14 protein-coding genes are annotated in these 16,602 nt (G+C 72.2%); 6 read left to right on the top strand and 8 right to left on the bottom strand.

Annotation, left to right across the window (positions count from 1 at the left end; genetic code table 11):
* Positions 1 to 25: 25 nt before the first annotated feature.
* Positions 26 to 1,669, top strand: a complete 1,644-nt coding sequence (locus ACXNSR_RS37040) for a sigma-70 family RNA polymerase sigma factor (RefSeq protein ID WP_458639719.1) — start codon at positions 26 to 28, stop codon at positions 1,667 to 1,669.
* A gap of 39 nt (positions 1,670 to 1,708) precedes the next feature.
* Here ACXNSR_RS37040 and ACXNSR_RS37035 read toward each other — a convergent pair whose 3' ends face one another.
* The 3 genes from ACXNSR_RS37035 to ACXNSR_RS37025 form a co-directional block, all read right to left on the bottom strand.
* A complete protein-coding gene (locus ACXNSR_RS37035; protein WP_458639718.1) occupies positions 1,709 to 2,569 on the bottom strand; it encodes an RNA polymerase sigma-70 factor in 861 nt (286 codons plus the stop codon).
* Between the two features lie 33 nt (positions 2,570 to 2,602).
* Positions 2,603 to 3,529 carry an NAD-dependent epimerase/dehydratase family protein gene (locus ACXNSR_RS37030; protein WP_458639717.1) on the bottom strand — a complete coding sequence of 309 codons (927 nt, stop codon included), beginning with the start codon at positions 3,527 to 3,529 and terminating at the stop codon, positions 2,603 to 2,605.
* Positions 3,530 to 3,601: 72 nt separating this feature from the next.
* Positions 3,602 to 4,993 (bottom strand): glutamate decarboxylase, encoded by a 1,392-nt coding sequence (locus tag ACXNSR_RS37025; RefSeq protein WP_458639716.1) that lies wholly within the window; start codon positions 4,991 to 4,993, stop codon positions 3,602 to 3,604.
* A 468-nt stretch (positions 4,994 to 5,461) separates the two neighbouring features.
* Between ACXNSR_RS37025 and melC1 the strand changes: the two genes are divergently transcribed.
* Positions 5,462 to 5,848 (top strand): apotyrosinase chaperone MelC1, encoded by a 387-nt coding sequence (melC1, locus tag ACXNSR_RS37020; RefSeq protein ID WP_458639715.1) that lies wholly within the window; start codon positions 5,462 to 5,464, stop codon positions 5,846 to 5,848.
* A complete protein-coding gene (gene melC2, locus ACXNSR_RS37015; protein ID WP_458639714.1) occupies positions 5,845 to 6,702 on the top strand; it encodes a tyrosinase MelC2 in 858 nt (285 codons plus the stop codon). The genes melC1 and melC2 overlap by 4 nt, the downstream gene beginning before the upstream one ends.
* Here melC2 and ACXNSR_RS37010 read toward each other — a convergent pair.
* Positions 6,648 to 7,361 carry a response regulator gene (locus ACXNSR_RS37010; RefSeq protein ID WP_458639713.1) on the bottom strand — a complete coding sequence of 238 codons (714 nt, stop codon included), beginning with the start codon at positions 7,359 to 7,361 and terminating at the stop codon, positions 6,648 to 6,650. The genes melC2 and ACXNSR_RS37010 overlap by 55 nt on opposite strands.
* Entirely contained in the window at positions 7,358 to 8,974 is a 1,617-nt protein-coding gene (locus ACXNSR_RS37005) for a sensor histidine kinase (protein WP_458639712.1), read from the bottom strand. Before ACXNSR_RS37005 ends, ACXNSR_RS37010 begins: the two co-directional genes overlap by 4 nt.
* A gap of 105 nt (positions 8,975 to 9,079) precedes the next feature.
* Here ACXNSR_RS37005 and ACXNSR_RS37000 point away from each other — a divergent pair, with 105 nt between their 5' ends.
* Together ACXNSR_RS37000 and ACXNSR_RS36995 are read left to right on the top strand one after the other, a co-directional pair.
* A complete protein-coding gene (locus tag ACXNSR_RS37000; RefSeq protein WP_458639711.1) occupies positions 9,080 to 10,486 on the top strand; it encodes a cation:dicarboxylate symporter family transporter in 1,407 nt (468 codons plus the stop codon).
* Between the two features lie 265 nt (positions 10,487 to 10,751).
* Entirely contained in the window at positions 10,752 to 12,527 is a 1,776-nt protein-coding gene (locus ACXNSR_RS36995) for a S8 family peptidase (RefSeq protein WP_458639710.1), read from the top strand.
* 20 nt (positions 12,528 to 12,547) lie between these two features.
* Here ACXNSR_RS36995 and ACXNSR_RS36990 read toward each other — a convergent pair whose 3' ends face one another.
* From ACXNSR_RS36990 to ACXNSR_RS36980, 3 genes are all read right to left on the bottom strand, one after another.
* Positions 12,548 to 13,966, bottom strand: coding sequence for an alpha/beta hydrolase family protein (locus ACXNSR_RS36990; protein WP_458639709.1), 1,419 nt, complete (start codon positions 13,964 to 13,966; stop codon positions 12,548 to 12,550).
* 89 nt (positions 13,967 to 14,055) lie between these two features.
* Entirely contained in the window at positions 14,056 to 14,739 is a 684-nt protein-coding gene (locus ACXNSR_RS36985) for a (2Fe-2S)-binding protein (RefSeq protein ID WP_458639708.1), read from the bottom strand.
* 33 nt (positions 14,740 to 14,772) lie between these two features.
* On the bottom strand, positions 14,773 to 15,183 hold the full coding sequence (locus tag ACXNSR_RS36980; RefSeq protein ID WP_458639707.1) for a VOC family protein: 411 nt from the start codon (positions 15,181 to 15,183) through the stop codon (positions 14,773 to 14,775).
* A 540-nt stretch (positions 15,184 to 15,723) separates the two neighbouring features.
* Between ACXNSR_RS36980 and ACXNSR_RS36975 the strand changes: the two genes are divergently transcribed.
* On the top strand, positions 15,724 to 16,410 hold the full coding sequence (locus ACXNSR_RS36975; protein ID WP_150261243.1) for a GNAT family N-acetyltransferase: 687 nt from the start codon (positions 15,724 to 15,726) through the stop codon (positions 16,408 to 16,410).
* Positions 16,411 to 16,602: the final 192 nt, after the last annotated feature.

Here is a 16,602-nt window from a genome sequence, read left to right as displayed (position 1 = left end):
CGCCGGTACGGACAGGGAACATCACATGACTACAGAGCACACCGCAGCGCTCGTGGCAGCGGCCCGCGCGGGCGACCCCCGCGCGCAGGACGAGCTCGTCAGCACCCATCTCCCGCTCGTCTACAACATCGTCGGACGGGCCCTCAACGGCTCCGTCGACGTGGACGACGTGGTGCAGGACACCATGCTGCGGGCGCTCGACGGGCTGGGCGGCCTGCGGGCGGACGAGAGCTTCCGGTCCTGGCTGGTGGCGATAGCGATGAACCGCGTGCGGGCGCACTGGCAGGCCCGGCAGAGCGGTTTCGGCGAGAGCACGCTGGAGGCGGCGAGCGATGTCGCCGACCCGGGTGCCGACTTCGTCGACCTGACCGTCGTCCGCCTGCAGCTCGCGGGGCAGCGGCGCGAGACGGCCCGCGCCACCCGCTGGCTGGAGCCGGAGGACCGGGCACTGCTGTCGCTGTGGTGGCTGGAGTGCGCCGGGGAGCTGACCCGGGCGGAGGTGGCGGGCGCGCTGGAGCTGTCCCCGCAGCACACGGCGGTCCGGGTGCAGCGGATGAAGGCACAGCTGGAGTCGGCCCGGGTGGTGGAGCGCGCGCTGGACACCCAGCCGCCGTGCGAGGAGCTGCGGACCGTGCTGGCGAGCTGGGACGGTCAGCCCTCGGCGCTGTGGCGCAAGCGAATAGCCCGGCACGCCCGTGAATGCGTACGTTGTTCCGGCCTGTGGAACGGCCTGGTCCCGGCGGAGGGACTGCTGGCCGGTCTGGCCCTGGTACCGGTCTCGGCGGCCCTGCTCGCCGGGGTCAAGACGGCGGGGGCGGTCGGCTTCGCCCCCGCGAGCGTCGCCTTCGCCGAGGGTCTCGACGGGGGCCACGGCAGCGGCTTCGGCGGTGGCTTCGACGACGCGGCGACCCAGCTCACCCCGGTGGCCGACGTGGGCGGCGGTGGCCGGGGCGCGCTGCGCAAGCGCCGGCAGAGCCGCCGCCGGGTGGTCGGCGGTGCGGTGCTCGCCGCCTGCGTCGCGGGCGGCGGGCTCGTCTACCTCGGCGGACTGCCCGGTTCCGGTGGCACGAAGGAGGGCGCCGCGGCGCCCGCGACCCCGCTGGCCGCGCTCTCGGCGACCGAATCCGCCGCTCCGCCCTCGGAGTCGGCCTCCCCCTCCGCGTCCCCCTCGCCCTCCGCGTCGGCCTCCGCCTCGCCGAGCCCGTCGGCGAGCCCGAGCCCGACGCAGTCCAAGAGCAAGTCCCCGAGCCCGAAGGCCTCGGCGGCCAAGCCGGCGCCCGCGCCGCCGTCGGGGATCGCCGGCCAGGTCGTGGCCCTGGTCAACAGCGAGCGGGCGGCGGCCGGCTGCGGCCCCCTCAAGGAGGACCCGCAGCTGCGTGCGGCAGCTCAGGGGCATTCCGACGACATGGCGGCCCGGGACTACTTCGACCACACCAGCCCCGACGGCAAGGACCCGGGCGACCGCACGACCGCGGCCGGCTACCGCTGGTCGACGTACGGGGAGAACATCGCGCGGGGCCAGCAGACGGCCCAGTCGGTCATGGACTCCTGGATGAAGAGCCCGGGCCACAAGGCGAACATCCTCAACTGCTCCTTCAAGGACATCGGCGTGGGCATCCACCAGGGCTCGGGCGGCCCCTGGTGGACCCAGAACTTCGGCGCCCGGTAGGAAGCGGCCGGCCCGGCCCGGTGGAGCCGGGCCCGGGCGTCAGGGCCGAAGTCCCCGCAGCTTCTCCGGGTTGACGCTGACGCGCAGCGCGGTGATCCGGCCGTCGGCGGCCTCGAAGGTCATGGCTCCGACGGTCGCGCCGTCGTGGACGAGCAGCAGGCCGGGCTCGCCGTTGATCTCGGCGGGGCGCATCGTACCGCCGCGGGCCCCGGCCCCGGCCTTGGCCAGGACGCCGAGCCACCAGCGTGCGACGTGGTCGGCTCCGTGCAGCGGACGGCGGGCGGCGGTGACGATGCCGCCGCCGTCGGCCCACGAGACGATGTCGGGGGCGAGGACCGTGAGCACCTCGCCGAGGTCCCCGCCGAGGCAGGCCTGCCGGAACTTCTCGACGATCTCCCGTTGTTCGGCCGCCTTGGCGGTGAAGCGGGGGCGGCGGGCGCGCACGTGTTCGCGGGCCCGGTGCGCGGACTGGCGGACGCTCGCCTCGGACTTCCCGACGACCTCGGCGATCTCTGCGTAGGAGTACCCGAACACCTCGCGGAGCATGAACACGGCGCGCTCGGTCGGGGTCAGGGTCTCCAGTACGACCAGGACCGCCATGGACACGGTGTCGGCCAACTCGGCCTCCTCGGCGATGTCGGGCGAGGTGAGGAGGGGCTCGGGGAGCCAGGGTCCGACATAGGCCTCGCGGACGACCTGGGCCGACCTGAGCCGGTTGAGGCTCAGGTTGGTGACGGTGCGCACCAGGTAGGCCCTGGGGTTCTCGACGGCCGTGCGGTCGGCGCGGTGCCAGGCGAGCCAGGCGTCCTGCACGATGTCCTCGGCGTCGGCGACGCTGCCCAGCATGCGGTAGGCCGTACCGAACAGCAGGCGCCGGTGCTCCTCGAAGTTGTCACTCATGATCACTACGGTGTCATTCACGGACTCAGATGATCAAGGGAGGTCGGCCGGCCGGCTTCCGGCGAGCGCGCGCAGTCCTTCGGCGCAGTCCGCGTGGCTCGGCGCCCAGCCCAGCTCGGCCCTGGCCCGTGCATTGGACACCCGCAGGCCGGCCGTGACCATCCGGTGCGCGTAGGGGAAGGGGCGCATCAGCCAGGTGGGCGCGGTCATCGGCTTCGGGGTGCCGTACACCTCGGCGACCTTGCGGATGTGCGCGCCGAATCCCGTCGGAGTGTCGTCGACGATGTTGTACGCCCGCCCCGGGCGGCCGCCCTCGACTGCGAGGGCCACCGCGCGGCCGGCGTCCGCCAGGTCGACCCAGGGCAGTACGCGTCCGTGGTCGGCGACCGCAGGCACCTTGCGCCGGCGCAGCATCTCCACGAGCGGCTCGGTGCCGCCGGCGCCGTAGAAGAGTCCGAAGCGCAGCGCGATGCCCTCGATCCCGGCGGAGCCCAGCATCAGCTCCTCCTTGACCCGCATGCCTTCGAGGTGGCGTTCCACCGCGCGGTCGCCGGTCGGGGCGAACGGGTCGGAGTCCTCGGTGATCACGTGGTCCCCGAAGTCACGGTAGCCGTAGCCGAAGACCATCGACTCGGCGATGACACGGCGGGCGCCGAGCGCGCGGGCGGCCTCCATGAGGTTCCTGGTGCCGGTGACCCGCAGGTCGTCGGTGGCGAACATGTCCTTGTGCCGCATCGTCGCGGTGCGCAGGGCGGTGGCCGCGTGCACCACCGTGTCGGCCTCGATGCCCTCGACCGCGCGCAGCAGCCCGTCCCGGTCCATCAGGTCGGCCCGTACAGCGGCCCCGGCTCCGCGGCCGAGGCCGATCACGGTGTGGCCGGCCCGGGTGAGCGCCTCGGTGATGTGACGTCCCAGGACTCCGCTCGCCCCGGCCAGCAGTACGTTCTTGGTCTCGTTCATACCCAGGGGACCGGATGCCCCCGGCGAACGTGACACCTGTGGGGTATGACGCGCGTTACAACCCGGCGCGGGTCAGTGGTGGAAGCCGGACCGCGGCGCGGTGGCCGGTTCGGGCGGGGGCGTGGCCGTCAGGTGGTCGACGGCGGCGCGCAGGTCGGTGACGAGCAGGGCCATCTGATCGCGGGTCACGCCGTGCCGGACGAGGACGCGCTGGATGACCGTGTCGTCGCGGTCGGCGGGCAGCGGGTACGAGGGCACCTGCCAGCCGCGCATGCGCAGCCGGTCGGAGAGGTCGTAGAGGTTGAAGGGGGTGGCGTCCGGGTCGGTGAGTTTGTAGGAGACGGCGGGCAGGGCGCCCCGGCCGTCGTAGAGGAGGGTGAAGGGGCCCATGTCGGCGATCTGCCGGGCGAGGTACTGGGCGGTGTCGGCGCAGGCCTCCTGGACCCGCCGATAGCCGGTCCGGCCCAGGCGCAGGAACAGGTAGTACTGCGCGATGATCTCGCCGCCCGGACGGGAGAAGTTGAGGGCGAAGGTCGGCATGTCGCCGCCGAGGTAGTCGACGTTGAAGACGAGGTCGGCGGGGAGCAGGTCGGCGGTGCGCCAGACGATCCAGCCGACTCCGAGCGGCGCGAGCCCGTACTTGTGGCCGGAGGTGTTGACGGAGGCCACGCGCTCCAGCCGGAAGTCCCACACCACGTCGGGGTGGAGGAAGGGCGCCACGAACCCGCCGCTCGCGCCGTCCACGTGGATGGGGACGTCCCAGCCGTGCTCGGCCTGGATCCGGTCGAGCTCGGCGGCGATCTCGGCGACGGGCTCGTAGTCGCAGGTGTACGTGACGCCGAGGATGGCGACGACGCCGATGGTGTTCTCGTCGACGTACTGGGCGAGCTGATGGGCCTGCAGACCGGTGGCGCCGGCCTCGATCGGGACCTGGCGCAGTTCGACGTCGAAGTAGCGGGCGAACTTCTCCCAGCAGACCTGGACCGGACCGCACACCAGGTTGGGCCGGTCGGTGGGCAGACCCGCGGCGCGACGGCGCTCGCGCCAGCGCCATTTGAGGGCGAGGCCGCCGAGCATGGCGGCCTCGCTGGAGCCGGTGGTGGAGCAGCCGGCGGCGGTGGCGCCGGCCGGGGCGTTCCACAGGTCGGCCAGGATGTTGACGCAGCGGGACTCGATCTCGGCGGTCTGCGGGTACTCGTCCTTGTCGATCATGTTCTTGTCGAGGCAGACGTTCATCAGGCGGTGCACGCCCTCGTCCGACCAGGTGGTGCAGAAGGTGGCCAGGTTCTGGGCCGCGTTGCCGTCCAGGAGGAGCTCGTTGCGGAGCAGTTCGTAGACGACCTCGGTGGGTGAGTGGTCCTCAGGAATCCTGTATTTGGGGAGGATCTGGCCGCTCAGCGTGGACGCGAACACGTCCGTGTCGGCGTCCTGGGCGCGTGCGTCCTTCGTCTCATGAAGAGCCATGTCGGGACTATATGCGCAAATACGACCTATACCCCAGAAGGCGGACCGACCGGTCGACGAGACCTCCGCCGGCGGCGGCCCCGCCGGACACCACTCGACACCCGCCGGCAACAGGGCACGGAGGCGGCACCCCGCTCGGCCCGGCCCACTCGGCCGCGATCGGCGGGTCGTGTTCATCAAAGATCATCCGGAGGTCCCCGTCGCGGCCACCGCAGAGTCACCCGCCTCCGCGCCGGCCCGGGCCTGACGCTCTGCTTCCGGCCGACTCTGCAGTGTGATCCCGCACATACCGCCCCCCTCGTCCAGAAGAAATTACTGTCCAGTAGAGTTCATTCCGCAGATCTTCCCGTCCGAGCCTCCGGAGCCGCTCCGGACGGGAAGATCATCCAAGTTGTTCGATCGGAAACTTATCCGTCGATGTCCGGATACAGGCCAAGCCCGTCCCGAGTCCTGATACCTCTTCGGATCATGAAGAAGATCACTCGCCGTCAGGCCTTGGGGACAACTGCAGGTGCCCTCACCGCCCTTGGTCTGACCGCCGCCGCCGCGGGCGCCACGAACGCCGCCGCGACCACCACCGAGCCCACCACCCCGGGCACGGTCGACGAGGTCTACCAGGGCCGTCGGATCCAGATCACCGCCGGCGGTGGCGGCCACCACGGCGGCCACCACTCGCCCGGCCAGCCCACCGTCCGAATAGACGGCCGGGAACTGCACATCATGCGCAACGCCGATGGCAGCTGGATCAGCGTCATCAACCACTACGAGACCTTCGCCGACCCGAAGCTGCTCGCCCGCGCCGCCGTCCGCGATCTCCAGGGCGCCGCCCTCGTTCCCTTCGGAGGTGCGGCATGACCGTCCGCAAGAACCAGGCCACGCTGACCCCCGAGGAGAAGCGCGCCTTCACCTCGGCGCTGCTGGAGCTCAAGCGCAACGGCAGCTACGACCGCTTCGTCACCACCCACAACGGCTTCATCATGAGCGACACCGACTCGGGCGACCGCGTCGGCCACCGCTCCCCCTCCTTCCTGCCCTGGCACCGGCGCTTCCTCCTGGAGTTCGAGGAGGCGCTGCAGAAAGTGGACGCGAGCGTGGCGCTCCCCTACTGGGACTGGACCGTGGACCGGACCTCCCGCGCCTCCCTCTTCGCCGCCGACTTCCTCGGCGGCACCGGGCGAGCTCGCGACGGGCAGGTCATGGACGGTCCGTTCGCGTACGCGACGGGCAAGTGGAACATAAATGTCCGGGTGGACGGGCGCGCCTACCTGCGCCGGGACCTCGGCGCGGCCGTCGCCCAGCTGCCGACCAGGGCCGAGGTCGACTCCGTCCTCGCGATGCCCGTCTACGACATGGCGCCGTGGAACAGCTCCTCCAACGGCTTCCGCAACAACCTGGAGGGCTGGCGCGGCGCCAACCTGCACAACCGGGTCCACGTGTGGGTCGGCGGGCAGATGTCCACCGGGGTCTCCCCCAACGACCCGGTGTTCTGGATGCACCACGCCTTCATCGACAAGCTGTGGGCCGACTGGCAGGCCAAGCACCCCCAGTCCACGTACCTGCCGGGCGCGGGCACGCAGAACGTCGTCGACCTGAACGACACCATGCGGCCCTGGAACAACGTGACCCCGGCGGACATGCTGGACCACCGGAAGTTCTACACCTTCGACACCGAGCCGGCCGCCGCGCCCTCTGCCGCCAGCCAGCGGTAGTGCAGTTCGGGGCGGCCGACCTGGCCGTACCGGGGGGTTCGGTCCGCGCGGCCGGTGTCGACCAGGTGCTCCAGGTAGCGGCGGGCGGTGATCCGGGAGATCCCGGCCGCCTCGGCCGCCCCCGCTGCGGTCAGCCCCTCGGCCGCCGACCGCAGCAGTGCGGCGACCCGGTCCAGGGTCGGGGCGCTCAGCCCCTTGGGGAGTTCGGCCGGGCGGGGTGCGCGCAGGGCGGCCATCGCCCGGTCGACGTCGTCCTGGCCGGCCGCCTCGCCCGCCGTCTGGCGGAACTCGGCGTACCGCAGGAGCCGTTCGCGCAGGGTGGGGAACGCGAACGGCTTCAGTACGTACTGGACCACGCCGAGGGAGACGCTCTCGCGGACCACGGCCAGGTCCCGCGCGGAGGTCACCACGATCACGTCGACGGGATGTCCGGCGGCGCGCAGCCCGCGCGCGAAGCGCAGGCCGTGCCCGTCGGGCAGGCCGAGGTCCAGGAGCAGCAGGTCGACGCGGGTCCGTTCGAGGAACCGGGTGGCCTCGGCGAGCGAGTGGACGGCGCCGACGGCGGTGAAGCCGGGCACCCGGCCGATGTAGAGCGCGTGCGCGTCGGCGGCCACCGGGTCGTCCTCGACGATCAGCACGCGTACGTCCGCCCCGCTCATCTCGGACCCCCCGGACCCGTGGCGGGCGTGGCCACGACCGGCAGGCGGACCGTGAACTCCGCTCCACCGCCCGGGCCCTGCGCGGCGACGACCGCGCCGCCGTAGCGCTCCGCCACCTGCCGGACCAGCGCGAGGCCGAGGCCGCGGCCCTCACCCTTGCCGGACCAGCCCCGGCGGAACACGTCCACCCCCTCGGGCAGCCCGGGCCCGTTGTCCGCGACCCGCAGCAGCAGTTCGTCCGGCTCGGGCCGCAGCGTCACCGCGATCCGGCCTCCCGGTACGGCGGTGAGCGCGTCGACCGCGTTGTCGATGAGGTTGCCGAGCACGGTGACCAGGTCCCGGGCCGGCGGCAGCCCGCCCCCTTCGGCGAGGCTGCGGCTGTCCGCGGTGACGACCAGCTCGACACCCCGCTCGTGCGCCTGGGCGGCCTTGCCCAGCAGCAGCGCCACCAGCACCGGCTCCCCCACCGCGGTGACCACCTCGTCGGTGAGGGCCTGGGCGAGTTGCAGCTCGGCGGTGGCGAAGTCGACCGCCTCGTCCGCCCGGCCGAGTTCGATGAGCGAGACGACGGTGTGCAGCCGGTTGGCCGCCTCGTGGGCCTGGGAGCGCAGCGCCTGGGTGAAGCCCCGCTCGTGGTCCAGTTCGCCGGTCAGCGCCTGGAGTTCCGTGTGGTCGCGCAGGGTGACCACGGTGCCGCGGCGGCCGCCGCCGGCGACCGGCGAGCTGTTGACCACCAGCACCCGGTCCGCGGTCAGGTGGACTTCGTCCACCCGGGGCCGGTCCGCGAGCAGCGCGCCGGTGAGCGGGGCGGGCAGCCCGAGGTCGGCGGCGCCGCTGCCGGTGACGTCGCCGGGCAGGCCCAGCAGCTCGCGGCCCGCGTCGTTGATCAGGGTGATCCTGCGCTGCCCGTCGAGCATGAGCAGCCCCTCGCGGACCCCGTGCAGGGCCGCCTGGTGGTAGTCGTACATCCGGCTGAGCTCTGCCGCGTTCATGCCATGAGTGTGACGGCGCAGCCGGGCGTTGACGATGTACGTGCCCGCACCGCCCAGGGCGAGGGCGCCGCCCGCGACCCAGACGAGGGCGGAGAGCTGTGCGCCGAGCCGGTCGCTGATCGCCCGGACGGTGATGCCCGCGCTGACCAGGCCGGTGATCCGGCCGCCGTCCTCCAGCGGGGTGACCACGCGGATGGACGGACCGAGGGTGCCGGTGTAGGTCTCGCTGAAGGTCTCGCCGCGCAGTGCCGGGGCGGTGTTGCCCATGAAGGGCTCGCCGATCCGGCGCGGGTCGGGGTGGGTCCAGCGCCGGCCGTCCGGGGCCATGATCGTCACGAAGTCGACCCCGGAGTCCACGCGGACCTTCTGCGCGTAGGGCTGGAGCTCGACCGAGGGGTCGCTCCCGCGTGCCGCTCCCCGCACGGCCTCCCGTACGGAGGGCGAGTCCGCGACCGCCCGGGCCACGGCTCCGGCCTGGCGCCGGGCGGCCTCCTCGGCCTGGCCTCGGGCGGTCGCGTACGCGAAGACGGCGCAGCCCGCGACGACCACGGCGACGAGCAGCACCTGCATGGCGAAGAGCTGCCCGGCGAGGCTGCGCGGGGGGCGAGGGAAGCGGAACATGGCGCTCAGTGTGCACCGGGTCGTGAACTCAATGAACGCAAGGGTGACCGGGGTCACAGCCCTGGGCGATGGTCTCCCCGGACGACTTCACCACCAGGAGGCATCGTGGCCGCCAGGCGCGACAGAACGCACTATCTCTACATCGCGGTGATCGCCGCGGTGCTGCTCGGCATCGCGGTCGGCTTCGCCGCCCCCGGCGTGGCCGTGGAGCTCAAACCCCTCGGCACGGGCTTCGTGAACCTCATCAAGATGATGATCTCGCCCGTGATCTTCTGCACGATCGTGCTGGGCATCGGATCCGTGCGCAAGGCCGCCAAGGTGGGCGCCGTGGGCGGTCTCGCCCTCGGCTACTTCATGGTCATGTCCACGGTGGCGCTGGCCATCGGCCTGCTGGTCGGCAACCTCCTGGACCCCGGCAGCGGGCTGCACCTGACCGACGCGGCGCGCAGCGCGGGCGAGGCGCAGGCCAAGGCGGGCGGGGCCGAGAGCACGCCGGAGTTCCTGCTCGGGATCATCCCGACCACGCTGGTGTCCGCCTTCACCGGCGGCGAGGTGCTGCAGACGCTGCTGGTGGCGCTGCTCTGCGGGTTCGCGCTGCAGGCCATGGGCGCGGCGGGCGAGCCGGTGCTGCGGGGCATCGGGCACGTGCAGAAGATGGTGTTCCGGGTACTCGCGATGATCATGTGGGCGGCCCCGGTGGGCGCCTTCGGGGCGATCGCGGCGGTGGTCGGGGCCACCGGCATCGACGCGCTGAAGTCCCTCGCCGTCATCATGATCGGCTTCTACACCACCTGTCTGCTCTTCGTGTTCGTGGTCCTCGGCACGCTGCTGCGGGTGTGCACCGGGGTCAGCGTCTTCGCGCTGCTGCGCTATCTGGGCCGGGAGTTCCTGCTGATCCTGTCGACGTCCTCCTCGGAGTCGGCGCTGCCGCGGCTGATCGCGAAGATGGAGCACCTGGGCGTCTCCCGGCCGGTCACCGGGATCACCGTGCCGACCGGCTACTCCTTCAACCTGGACGGGACGGCCATCTATCTGACGATGTCCTCGCTGTTCGTCGCCGAGGCGATGGGCAAGCCGCTGGCGCTGGGCGAGCAGATCTCGCTCCTGCTGTTCATGATCATCGCTTCGAAGGGCGCGGCCGGGGTGACCGGTGCGGGCCTGGCCACCCTCGCCGGCGGACTGCAGTCGCACCGGCCGGAACTGGTCGACGGCGTCGGCCTGATCGTGGGCATCGACCGGTTCATGAGCGAGGCCCGGGCCCTGACGAACTTCGCGGGCAACGCGGTCGCCACGGTGCTCATCGGAACGTGGACGAAGGAGTTCGACCACGCACGCGCCGGCGAAGTGCTCGCGGGACGGCTGCCGTTCGACGAGAGCACGCTGGTGGACGACGGGCACGGGGCCGCGCCGCAGGGCGAGGCCGCGCAGTCCGATGCTTCCGCGGACTCCGACGGAACCTCGAGTTCCGTGCCGCAGCCCTCGGGCCACCCCAAGGACGGGGTTCCGGTCTAGCCGGTACGCCCCCCGCGGGCCGACCGGGCAGGGCTCGCCCCCACGGTGCCCAGCCCGGTCGGCCGCCGCATTCTCCGTACTTGCACCCATAGTCGGTATTCGGCCACCGATATACGAACCCCGCGGCTGTAAAAGGTACTTCCGTAACAGGCTGTGTGCATGACATCTTGCGTCCACCACTTGTTTCGTTCGACCCGGCCTGACCACCGGGTCTTCGGAGGACGCATTGATACCCCACATATCCAGCCGACCTCGACGTACCCTCGTGCTGGCCGCCACGCTCGGCGCGGCACTCGCCTTCGGGGCTCCCGCCGCGCTCGCCGGCACCGCCCCGGTCTCTCCCAACGGCTCCTCGGCCCCCGCCCCCGCGGCGGCCGCCCCCAAGGTCGCGGCCCCGACTTCCCAGAGTGCGACCTGGGTTGCCGGTACCCGTGCCTACCTCGTGATCACCGCTCCCGGTGACACCACGGCGGTGCGCAACGCCGTCACCGCCAACAGCGGCACGGTGTTCCAGTACTACGACGCGATCGGCGTGATCGTCGCCCACTCCGCGTCCGGTTCCTTCGCCACCACCATGCGCGGTGTGAGCGGCGTCCAGCAGGTCGGCGCCACCCGCACCTCGGACGTCCCGGCCGACGCCTACAACCCGGCGCTTCCCGCCAACCCGGCCCAGGCCACCACGCCTTCGGGCGAGCCGGTCCGCGCCGACATGACCCAGATCAAGGCCGACCAGGCCTGGGCCGTCACCACCGGTTCCGCCTCCGTCAAGGTCGGCATCCTGGACACCGGTGTGGACGACCAGCACCAGGACCTGGCCCCGAACTTCAACGCGGCGGACTCCGCGTCCTGCGCCTACGGCAAGCCGGACACCCGTACCGGCGCCTGGCGGGACGTCGGCACCCACGGCACGCACGTGGCCGGTACGGTCGCCGCCGCCAAGAACGGCAAGGGCGTCATCGGCGTGGCCCCGGGCGTGCGGATCTCCTCGGTGCGTATCGCCGAGCCGGGCTCCTCGCTCTTCTTCGCCGAGAACACCGTCTGCGGCTTCATGTGGGCCGGTGACCACGGCTTCAAGGTCACCAACAACAGCTACTACACGGACCCGTGGCAGTTCAACTGCCCGGACAACGCCGACCAGGCCGCGATCATCGAGGGCGTCAAGCGCGCCCAGGAGTACGCGGAGGGCAAGGGCTCGCTGCAGGTCGCGGCGGCCGGCAACTCCAACATCGACCTGGCCAACAAGACGACCGACACCGAGTCCCCGAACGACTCGACGCCGGTCACCCGCACCATCACCAACGCCTGCCTGGACATCCCGACCGAGCTCCCGGGCGTGGTCACGGTCTCGGCGATGGGCACCACCGCGAAGGCCTCGTACTCCAACTACGGTCTGAACGTGGTCGACGTGACGGCCCCGGGCGGCGACACCGTCGGCATCTACAGCACCCAGCCGGGCGGCAAGTACGGCACCATGAGCGGTACGTCGATGGCGTCCCCGCACGTCGCCGGTGTGGCGGCCCTGCTGGCCAGCACCAACCCGGGCATCACCCCGGCGCAGCTGCGCGACAAGCTGGCCACCCAGGCCAACGACGTCGCCTGCCCGTCGGACAGCCGCTGCAAGGGCACCACGGCGAAGAACGGCTTCTTCGGCGAGGGCCAGGTCGACGCGCTGAAGGCGGTCGGCAGCACCCCGCCGCCCGGAAAGTACTTCGAGAACACCGGTGACGTCGCCATCGGCGACAACACCACGGTGGAGAGCCCGATCACCGTCAGCGGTGTCACCGGCAACGCCCCGGCCACCCTCAAGGTGGGCGTGAACATCGTGCACACCTACATCGGTGACCTCAAGGTCGACCTGGTCGCGCCGGACGGCACCGTCTACACCGTGCACAACCGCGCGGGCGGCAGCACCGACAACATCAACCAGGTCTTCACCGTCAACGCCTCCTCCGAGGTCGCGAACGGCACCTGGAAGCTGCGGGTCAACGACAACGCCGGCGGCGACACCGGCAAGATCGACTCCTGGAACCTGACCTTCTAGGAGGTCCTCCGGAAGTCCGGCTAGCGCCTGAGCAGCACGTCGGCGAGCCAGTCGAAGACGACGTCGCAGTGCTGCTGCGGGGCCATCGGGGAGCAGTGCAACTGCGCCCCGGTGGCCTCCGTCAGTTTCACGTACTCGCGGCGGGTGCGCAGGAGGTCGTACATCTGCTGCGGCTGGCCCGGGTAGAACAGCTCGGAGTCGTAGTCCAGGACGAGCGTCGGGGCCTTGATCCGCCCGACCACCTTGGTGATGTCGAGGCCCATGGCCACCTGCGCGGGCGTCCAGATGTCCGTGGGCACGACGCCCTCGCGGGCCTGGCGCAGTGCCTGCCTGTCGAAGATCTCGAAGCGCTTCTTGACCGTGAAGGCGAGCTGCGGCGTCAGCTCCGGGACGACCTCCTCGTTCCAGACCCGGTTGGTCTCCTCCTTGTCGGGGGTGACGATGGCGCGCAGCTCCGCGTCGAATCCCAGCCAGGGGCTGACACAGCCCGGCTGGCAGGCGACGGCGGCGAGGCGGTGCTCGAAGGCTGCGGCCCGGGCGACCAGATTGCCTCCCATGCTGAGGCCGGTGAGCGCGATCCGGCCGCTGTCCACGTCCTTGCGGCGCTCCAGCCAGTCGACGAGCGGGCCGACGACCTTCTCCCAGCGGGTGGTGAAGGGGATCTCCTCCACGAACAGGAGCCGGCCCTGGCCGGGTCCGTCGTAGACGAGGGCGTTCCAGCCGCGCCCGAGGGCGGCGGCCACGCCGTAGGTCCACATGTCGAGGTTCTGGCCGTCGCTGCCATTGGTGAGGATCACGGTGGGGCGCGGTTCGGCGGGACCCTCCGGGCGGAAGAACCAGACCGGCAGGTGGGTCCTGCCGTACGGGACCTCCGCGCGGACGGCGGCCGGTGAGCAGAGCCCGGCGAAGGTGTCCCAGGCCCCCCGCCCGGCCAGGTAGACCGCCTCCTCGTCACCGGGGTGGTCGGTGCCGAGCACGTAGAACAGCGCCTGCGCGTAGTACTGGGCGGCGCGCAGGGACCGGAAGCGGCGGGTCTGCGAGGGGGCACCGTGGCCGTGGCGGCCGGCGGCCGGGGGCGCGGCGAGCCGGTCCCCCCAGGCACGGAAGGTGTCGCTGAACGTCTGCTCGGACGGCCCCGCCGCGTTGATCGCGTTGACCGCGGTCAGCACCTCGCCCACCTCGGAGGCACGCATGCCGGCCGCACCCAGGGCGAGCAGGCCCGCGAAGTTGAAGCCCGGATCGTCGAAGAGCTTCATCGCCCCGGGTGTGGGATCCACGGCCTTGGCCGACGGCCCGGGCGCGGCGGCAGCGGGGGCGGCTGCGGCGGCCGCCGTGCGGGACCCGCTCCCGACGGCGAGCGCCCCGGCACCCGCTGCGAGGCCGGTCAGGGCCGCGCGGCGGGTGAGTGCGGAGGGCTGGGGCGTTGTGCGAGCGGTCATGCAGCGGACCGTACGCCGGGCCCGTGGCGGGCCGGGGCGCGGCGCGCCCTCCCTTGCTCCGAACGGCCGCGCGCACCGGCCGGGGGCCGTCAGCCCGTCCGCCGCCCCGCCCGCAGCACGCAGTCGCCGCAGAGCCCGCCTCCGGGCACCTGGTAGTAGAGGCAGCAGCTGCGCCGCACGAACGCCACCCCGAGCCCCTCCTCGTGGATGAAGGTACCGGTGCCCGCCAGCGGTCCGCCGTCGGCCAGCAGGGCACCCGCCAGCTCCACGGCCCCGCCGCCCGGCACCCGGTCGATCAGCACGCGCAGCGCCCCGACGAGCCCGGACGCCGCGTTCCCCCGCAGGACCTTCGGCGAGACCCCGAAACGCTCGCGCAGGCCCTCGTCGAGCACGGCCACGTTCGCCAGGACGTTCCCCCCGAGCGCCTCGGCCGGCAGGCCGGGGGCGGGCTCGGGCAGCCACAGCTGCAGCGATCCCGCGTCCGGCAGCCGCCACCACACCCGGACGGCGGACAGGTCCGGCACCCGGCCGGCCAGGGCCGCGCACCCGAGCCCCAGCGACCAGAGCCGGGAGACGATCCCGAACTGTGCGGTCGAGGCGGCCACCCGGCCCGGCCCGGTACCGATCCGCCGGCCCACCTCGGCCACGTACGGCCCGAGCCCCTCCCCGTACAGCGCGGTGAGCGGCCGGAAGCCGGGGCCGGGCGGTTCCTGCCCGCAGGGGGCCGTGAAGAAGGGTCCTACGGCGGCCAGTCGCCGCAGTACGTCGTCCATATCCGAAATGATCTCAGCGGCACGGGACCGGGGTCAGGCCGGGTCCGGGGTCGCCCCTTCGAGGACCTCCAGGTAGTGCGGGTTGCGCATGATTCCGAGCACATTGCCGAAGGGGTCGGTGACGGCCGCGGTGACGAAGGCGCCGTCCCCGTGCGCGGTCACCGGCTGGTACTCCGTCGCCCCGAGCTCCAGGAGCCGCCCGTGGACCGCGGGAAGATCGTCGACGGCCCAGTAGACCACCGCGCCGCCCGGGTCCTTCGCGGCGCCCGGCGGGGCGTGGCGCCGGTCGACGATGCCCAGCTCGTGCTCGTAGTCACCGATGCGGAACTCGGCGTACCCGGGCCGCTCGAAGTACGGGGAGATCCCGAGGAGCTCGGTGTACCAGGCCTTCGCGGCCTCCAGGTCGTCGGCCCAGAAATTGATCGTCGCGAACCCTCGCAGCATGAACGTCCTCCTCGACGGACGGAAGCCTCGCCCCGACTCTACGGCGGCCCCGCGGGGGCCGTACCGGACCCGGGTGGCGCAGTCGTCCCTCCCGCGTGGCCGGGCCCTCCACGGACACACCGTCGACGGTCACGCGTTCGACGGCCGGGCGGGGCGGGACAGCGGCGGCCCCGGCTGCGGGACCCCCGGGCGGGGCCTTGCCCGGAGTCACCCGGCCCGATCCGCATCATCGCAGGTCAGACATGATCGTGTGGCATCCGGCGGGCGCCGGGGCGGCCGTCCGGGGGGCACACGCCGTGCGGTTGAAGGGATGTCCGTCGATCATGATTACGGGCCCTCCGGGGCGAGGATCCGAGTCCCCGGAAATCAGTGTCACGCCATTGCCAAATTGGGGGTTCATGAGAGGACTTTAAGGAGCTACATTGAGCCACTCGCGTTCACCTGACAGCCGGTTGCCTTTCACTCGTGTTTTGCACGGGGGGCGACGTCATGGACGCAGACTGTGCAACCACCCCACCGCCCAGAAGGACCGAAGGCTCCGTGCCCGTACCCGTACACCTCGCGGGCCGCACCGTGCGGCTCGAGCCCCTCGCCCCCCACCACACCGAGGCTCTGGCCGTGGCCGGGGCCGAGGATCGTACGACTTACGCCTTCACTCCCGTGCCCCACGGGGTGCAGGCGTCACACGAGTACATCGAACGTGCCCTCGCCGATCAGGCAGCGGGTCGATCGCTCCCGTTCGCGGTGGTCAGAGCCACCGATGGGCGGGTCGTCGGTTCGACCCGGTTCCTGGAACTCGACTACTGGCAGGGGCCTCTGGTCTGGCCCGCCGTGCCCGGAGTCCCGTTCGGCGATCCGGCGACGGCGATCCCCGATGCCGCCGAGATCGGCAATACCTGGCTGTCCCCGGGCGCCCAGGGAACCGGCATCAACACCGAGGCGAAGCTGCTCATGCTCCGCCATGCCTTCGAGACCTGGGGGGTACGGCGCATCTCGTTGCGCGCGGACGCGCGCAACGGCCGGTCGCGGGCCGCCATGGAACGTCTGGGCTTCACGTGCGAGGGGGTCCGCCGGGCCCATTCGCGGGGGCTCGACGGCGCCGTCCGCAGTACGGCCTTCTACTCGATCCTCGACGAGGAGTGGCCGGCCGTACGGTCGATCATCGAGCTGAGGCTGTCGGCGGGCGCGCAGCGCAAGCGGCGCCGCAAGACCCTGATCCCCGCGTAACCGGCGCCGAGCCGGACCGCAGAACGGAAGAACACTCCCGCCACGGCCCTCGCCGCGGCCTCCTCGGTCGAGGAAGCCGCGGCGAGGGCCGATCGCGTTCGCCCGGCGGGACGCCGGTCCGGCGCCGGAACGTCATGGGCCGGCTCCGCGGCGTCACGGGGTCACGACTCCACCGGTCGTAGGGTGCCGGGC

It is taken from the genome of Streptomyces sp. NC-S4 (genome assembly GCF_054353315.1).
This window is presented reverse-complemented; position numbering and strand designations above follow the sequence as displayed.

Coding starts and splice junctions, on each gene's coding strand:
- ACXNSR_RS37005 (WP_458639712.1), bottom strand. CDS start 8,974: ATGTTCCGCTTCCCTCGCCCCCCGCGCAGCCTCGCCGGGCAGCTCTTC.
- ACXNSR_RS36980 (WP_458639707.1), bottom strand. CDS start 15,183: ATGCTGCGAGGGTTCGCGACGATCAATTTCTGGGCCGACGACCTGGAG.
- ACXNSR_RS36985 (WP_458639708.1), bottom strand. CDS start 14,739: ATGGACGACGTACTGCGGCGACTGGCCGCCGTAGGACCCTTCTTCACG.
- ACXNSR_RS37035 (WP_458639718.1), bottom strand. CDS start 2,569: ATGAGTGACAACTTCGAGGAGCACCGGCGCCTGCTGTTCGGTACGGCC.
- ACXNSR_RS37030 (WP_458639717.1), bottom strand. CDS start 3,529: ATGAACGAGACCAAGAACGTACTGCTGGCCGGGGCGAGCGGAGTCCTG.
- ACXNSR_RS37040 (WP_458639719.1), top strand. CDS start 26: ATGACTACAGAGCACACCGCAGCGCTCGTGGCAGCGGCCCGCGCGGGC.
- melC2 (WP_458639714.1), top strand. CDS start 5,845: ATGACCGTCCGCAAGAACCAGGCCACGCTGACCCCCGAGGAGAAGCGC.
- ACXNSR_RS37025 (WP_458639716.1), bottom strand. CDS start 4,993: ATGGCTCTTCATGAGACGAAGGACGCACGCGCCCAGGACGCCGACACG.
- ACXNSR_RS36990 (WP_458639709.1), bottom strand. CDS start 13,966: ATGACCGCTCGCACAACGCCCCAGCCCTCCGCACTCACCCGCCGCGCG.
- melC1 (WP_458639715.1), top strand. CDS start 5,462: ATGAAGAAGATCACTCGCCGTCAGGCCTTGGGGACAACTGCAGGTGCC.
- ACXNSR_RS37010 (WP_458639713.1), bottom strand. CDS start 7,361: ATGAGCGGGGCGGACGTACGCGTGCTGATCGTCGAGGACGACCCGGTG.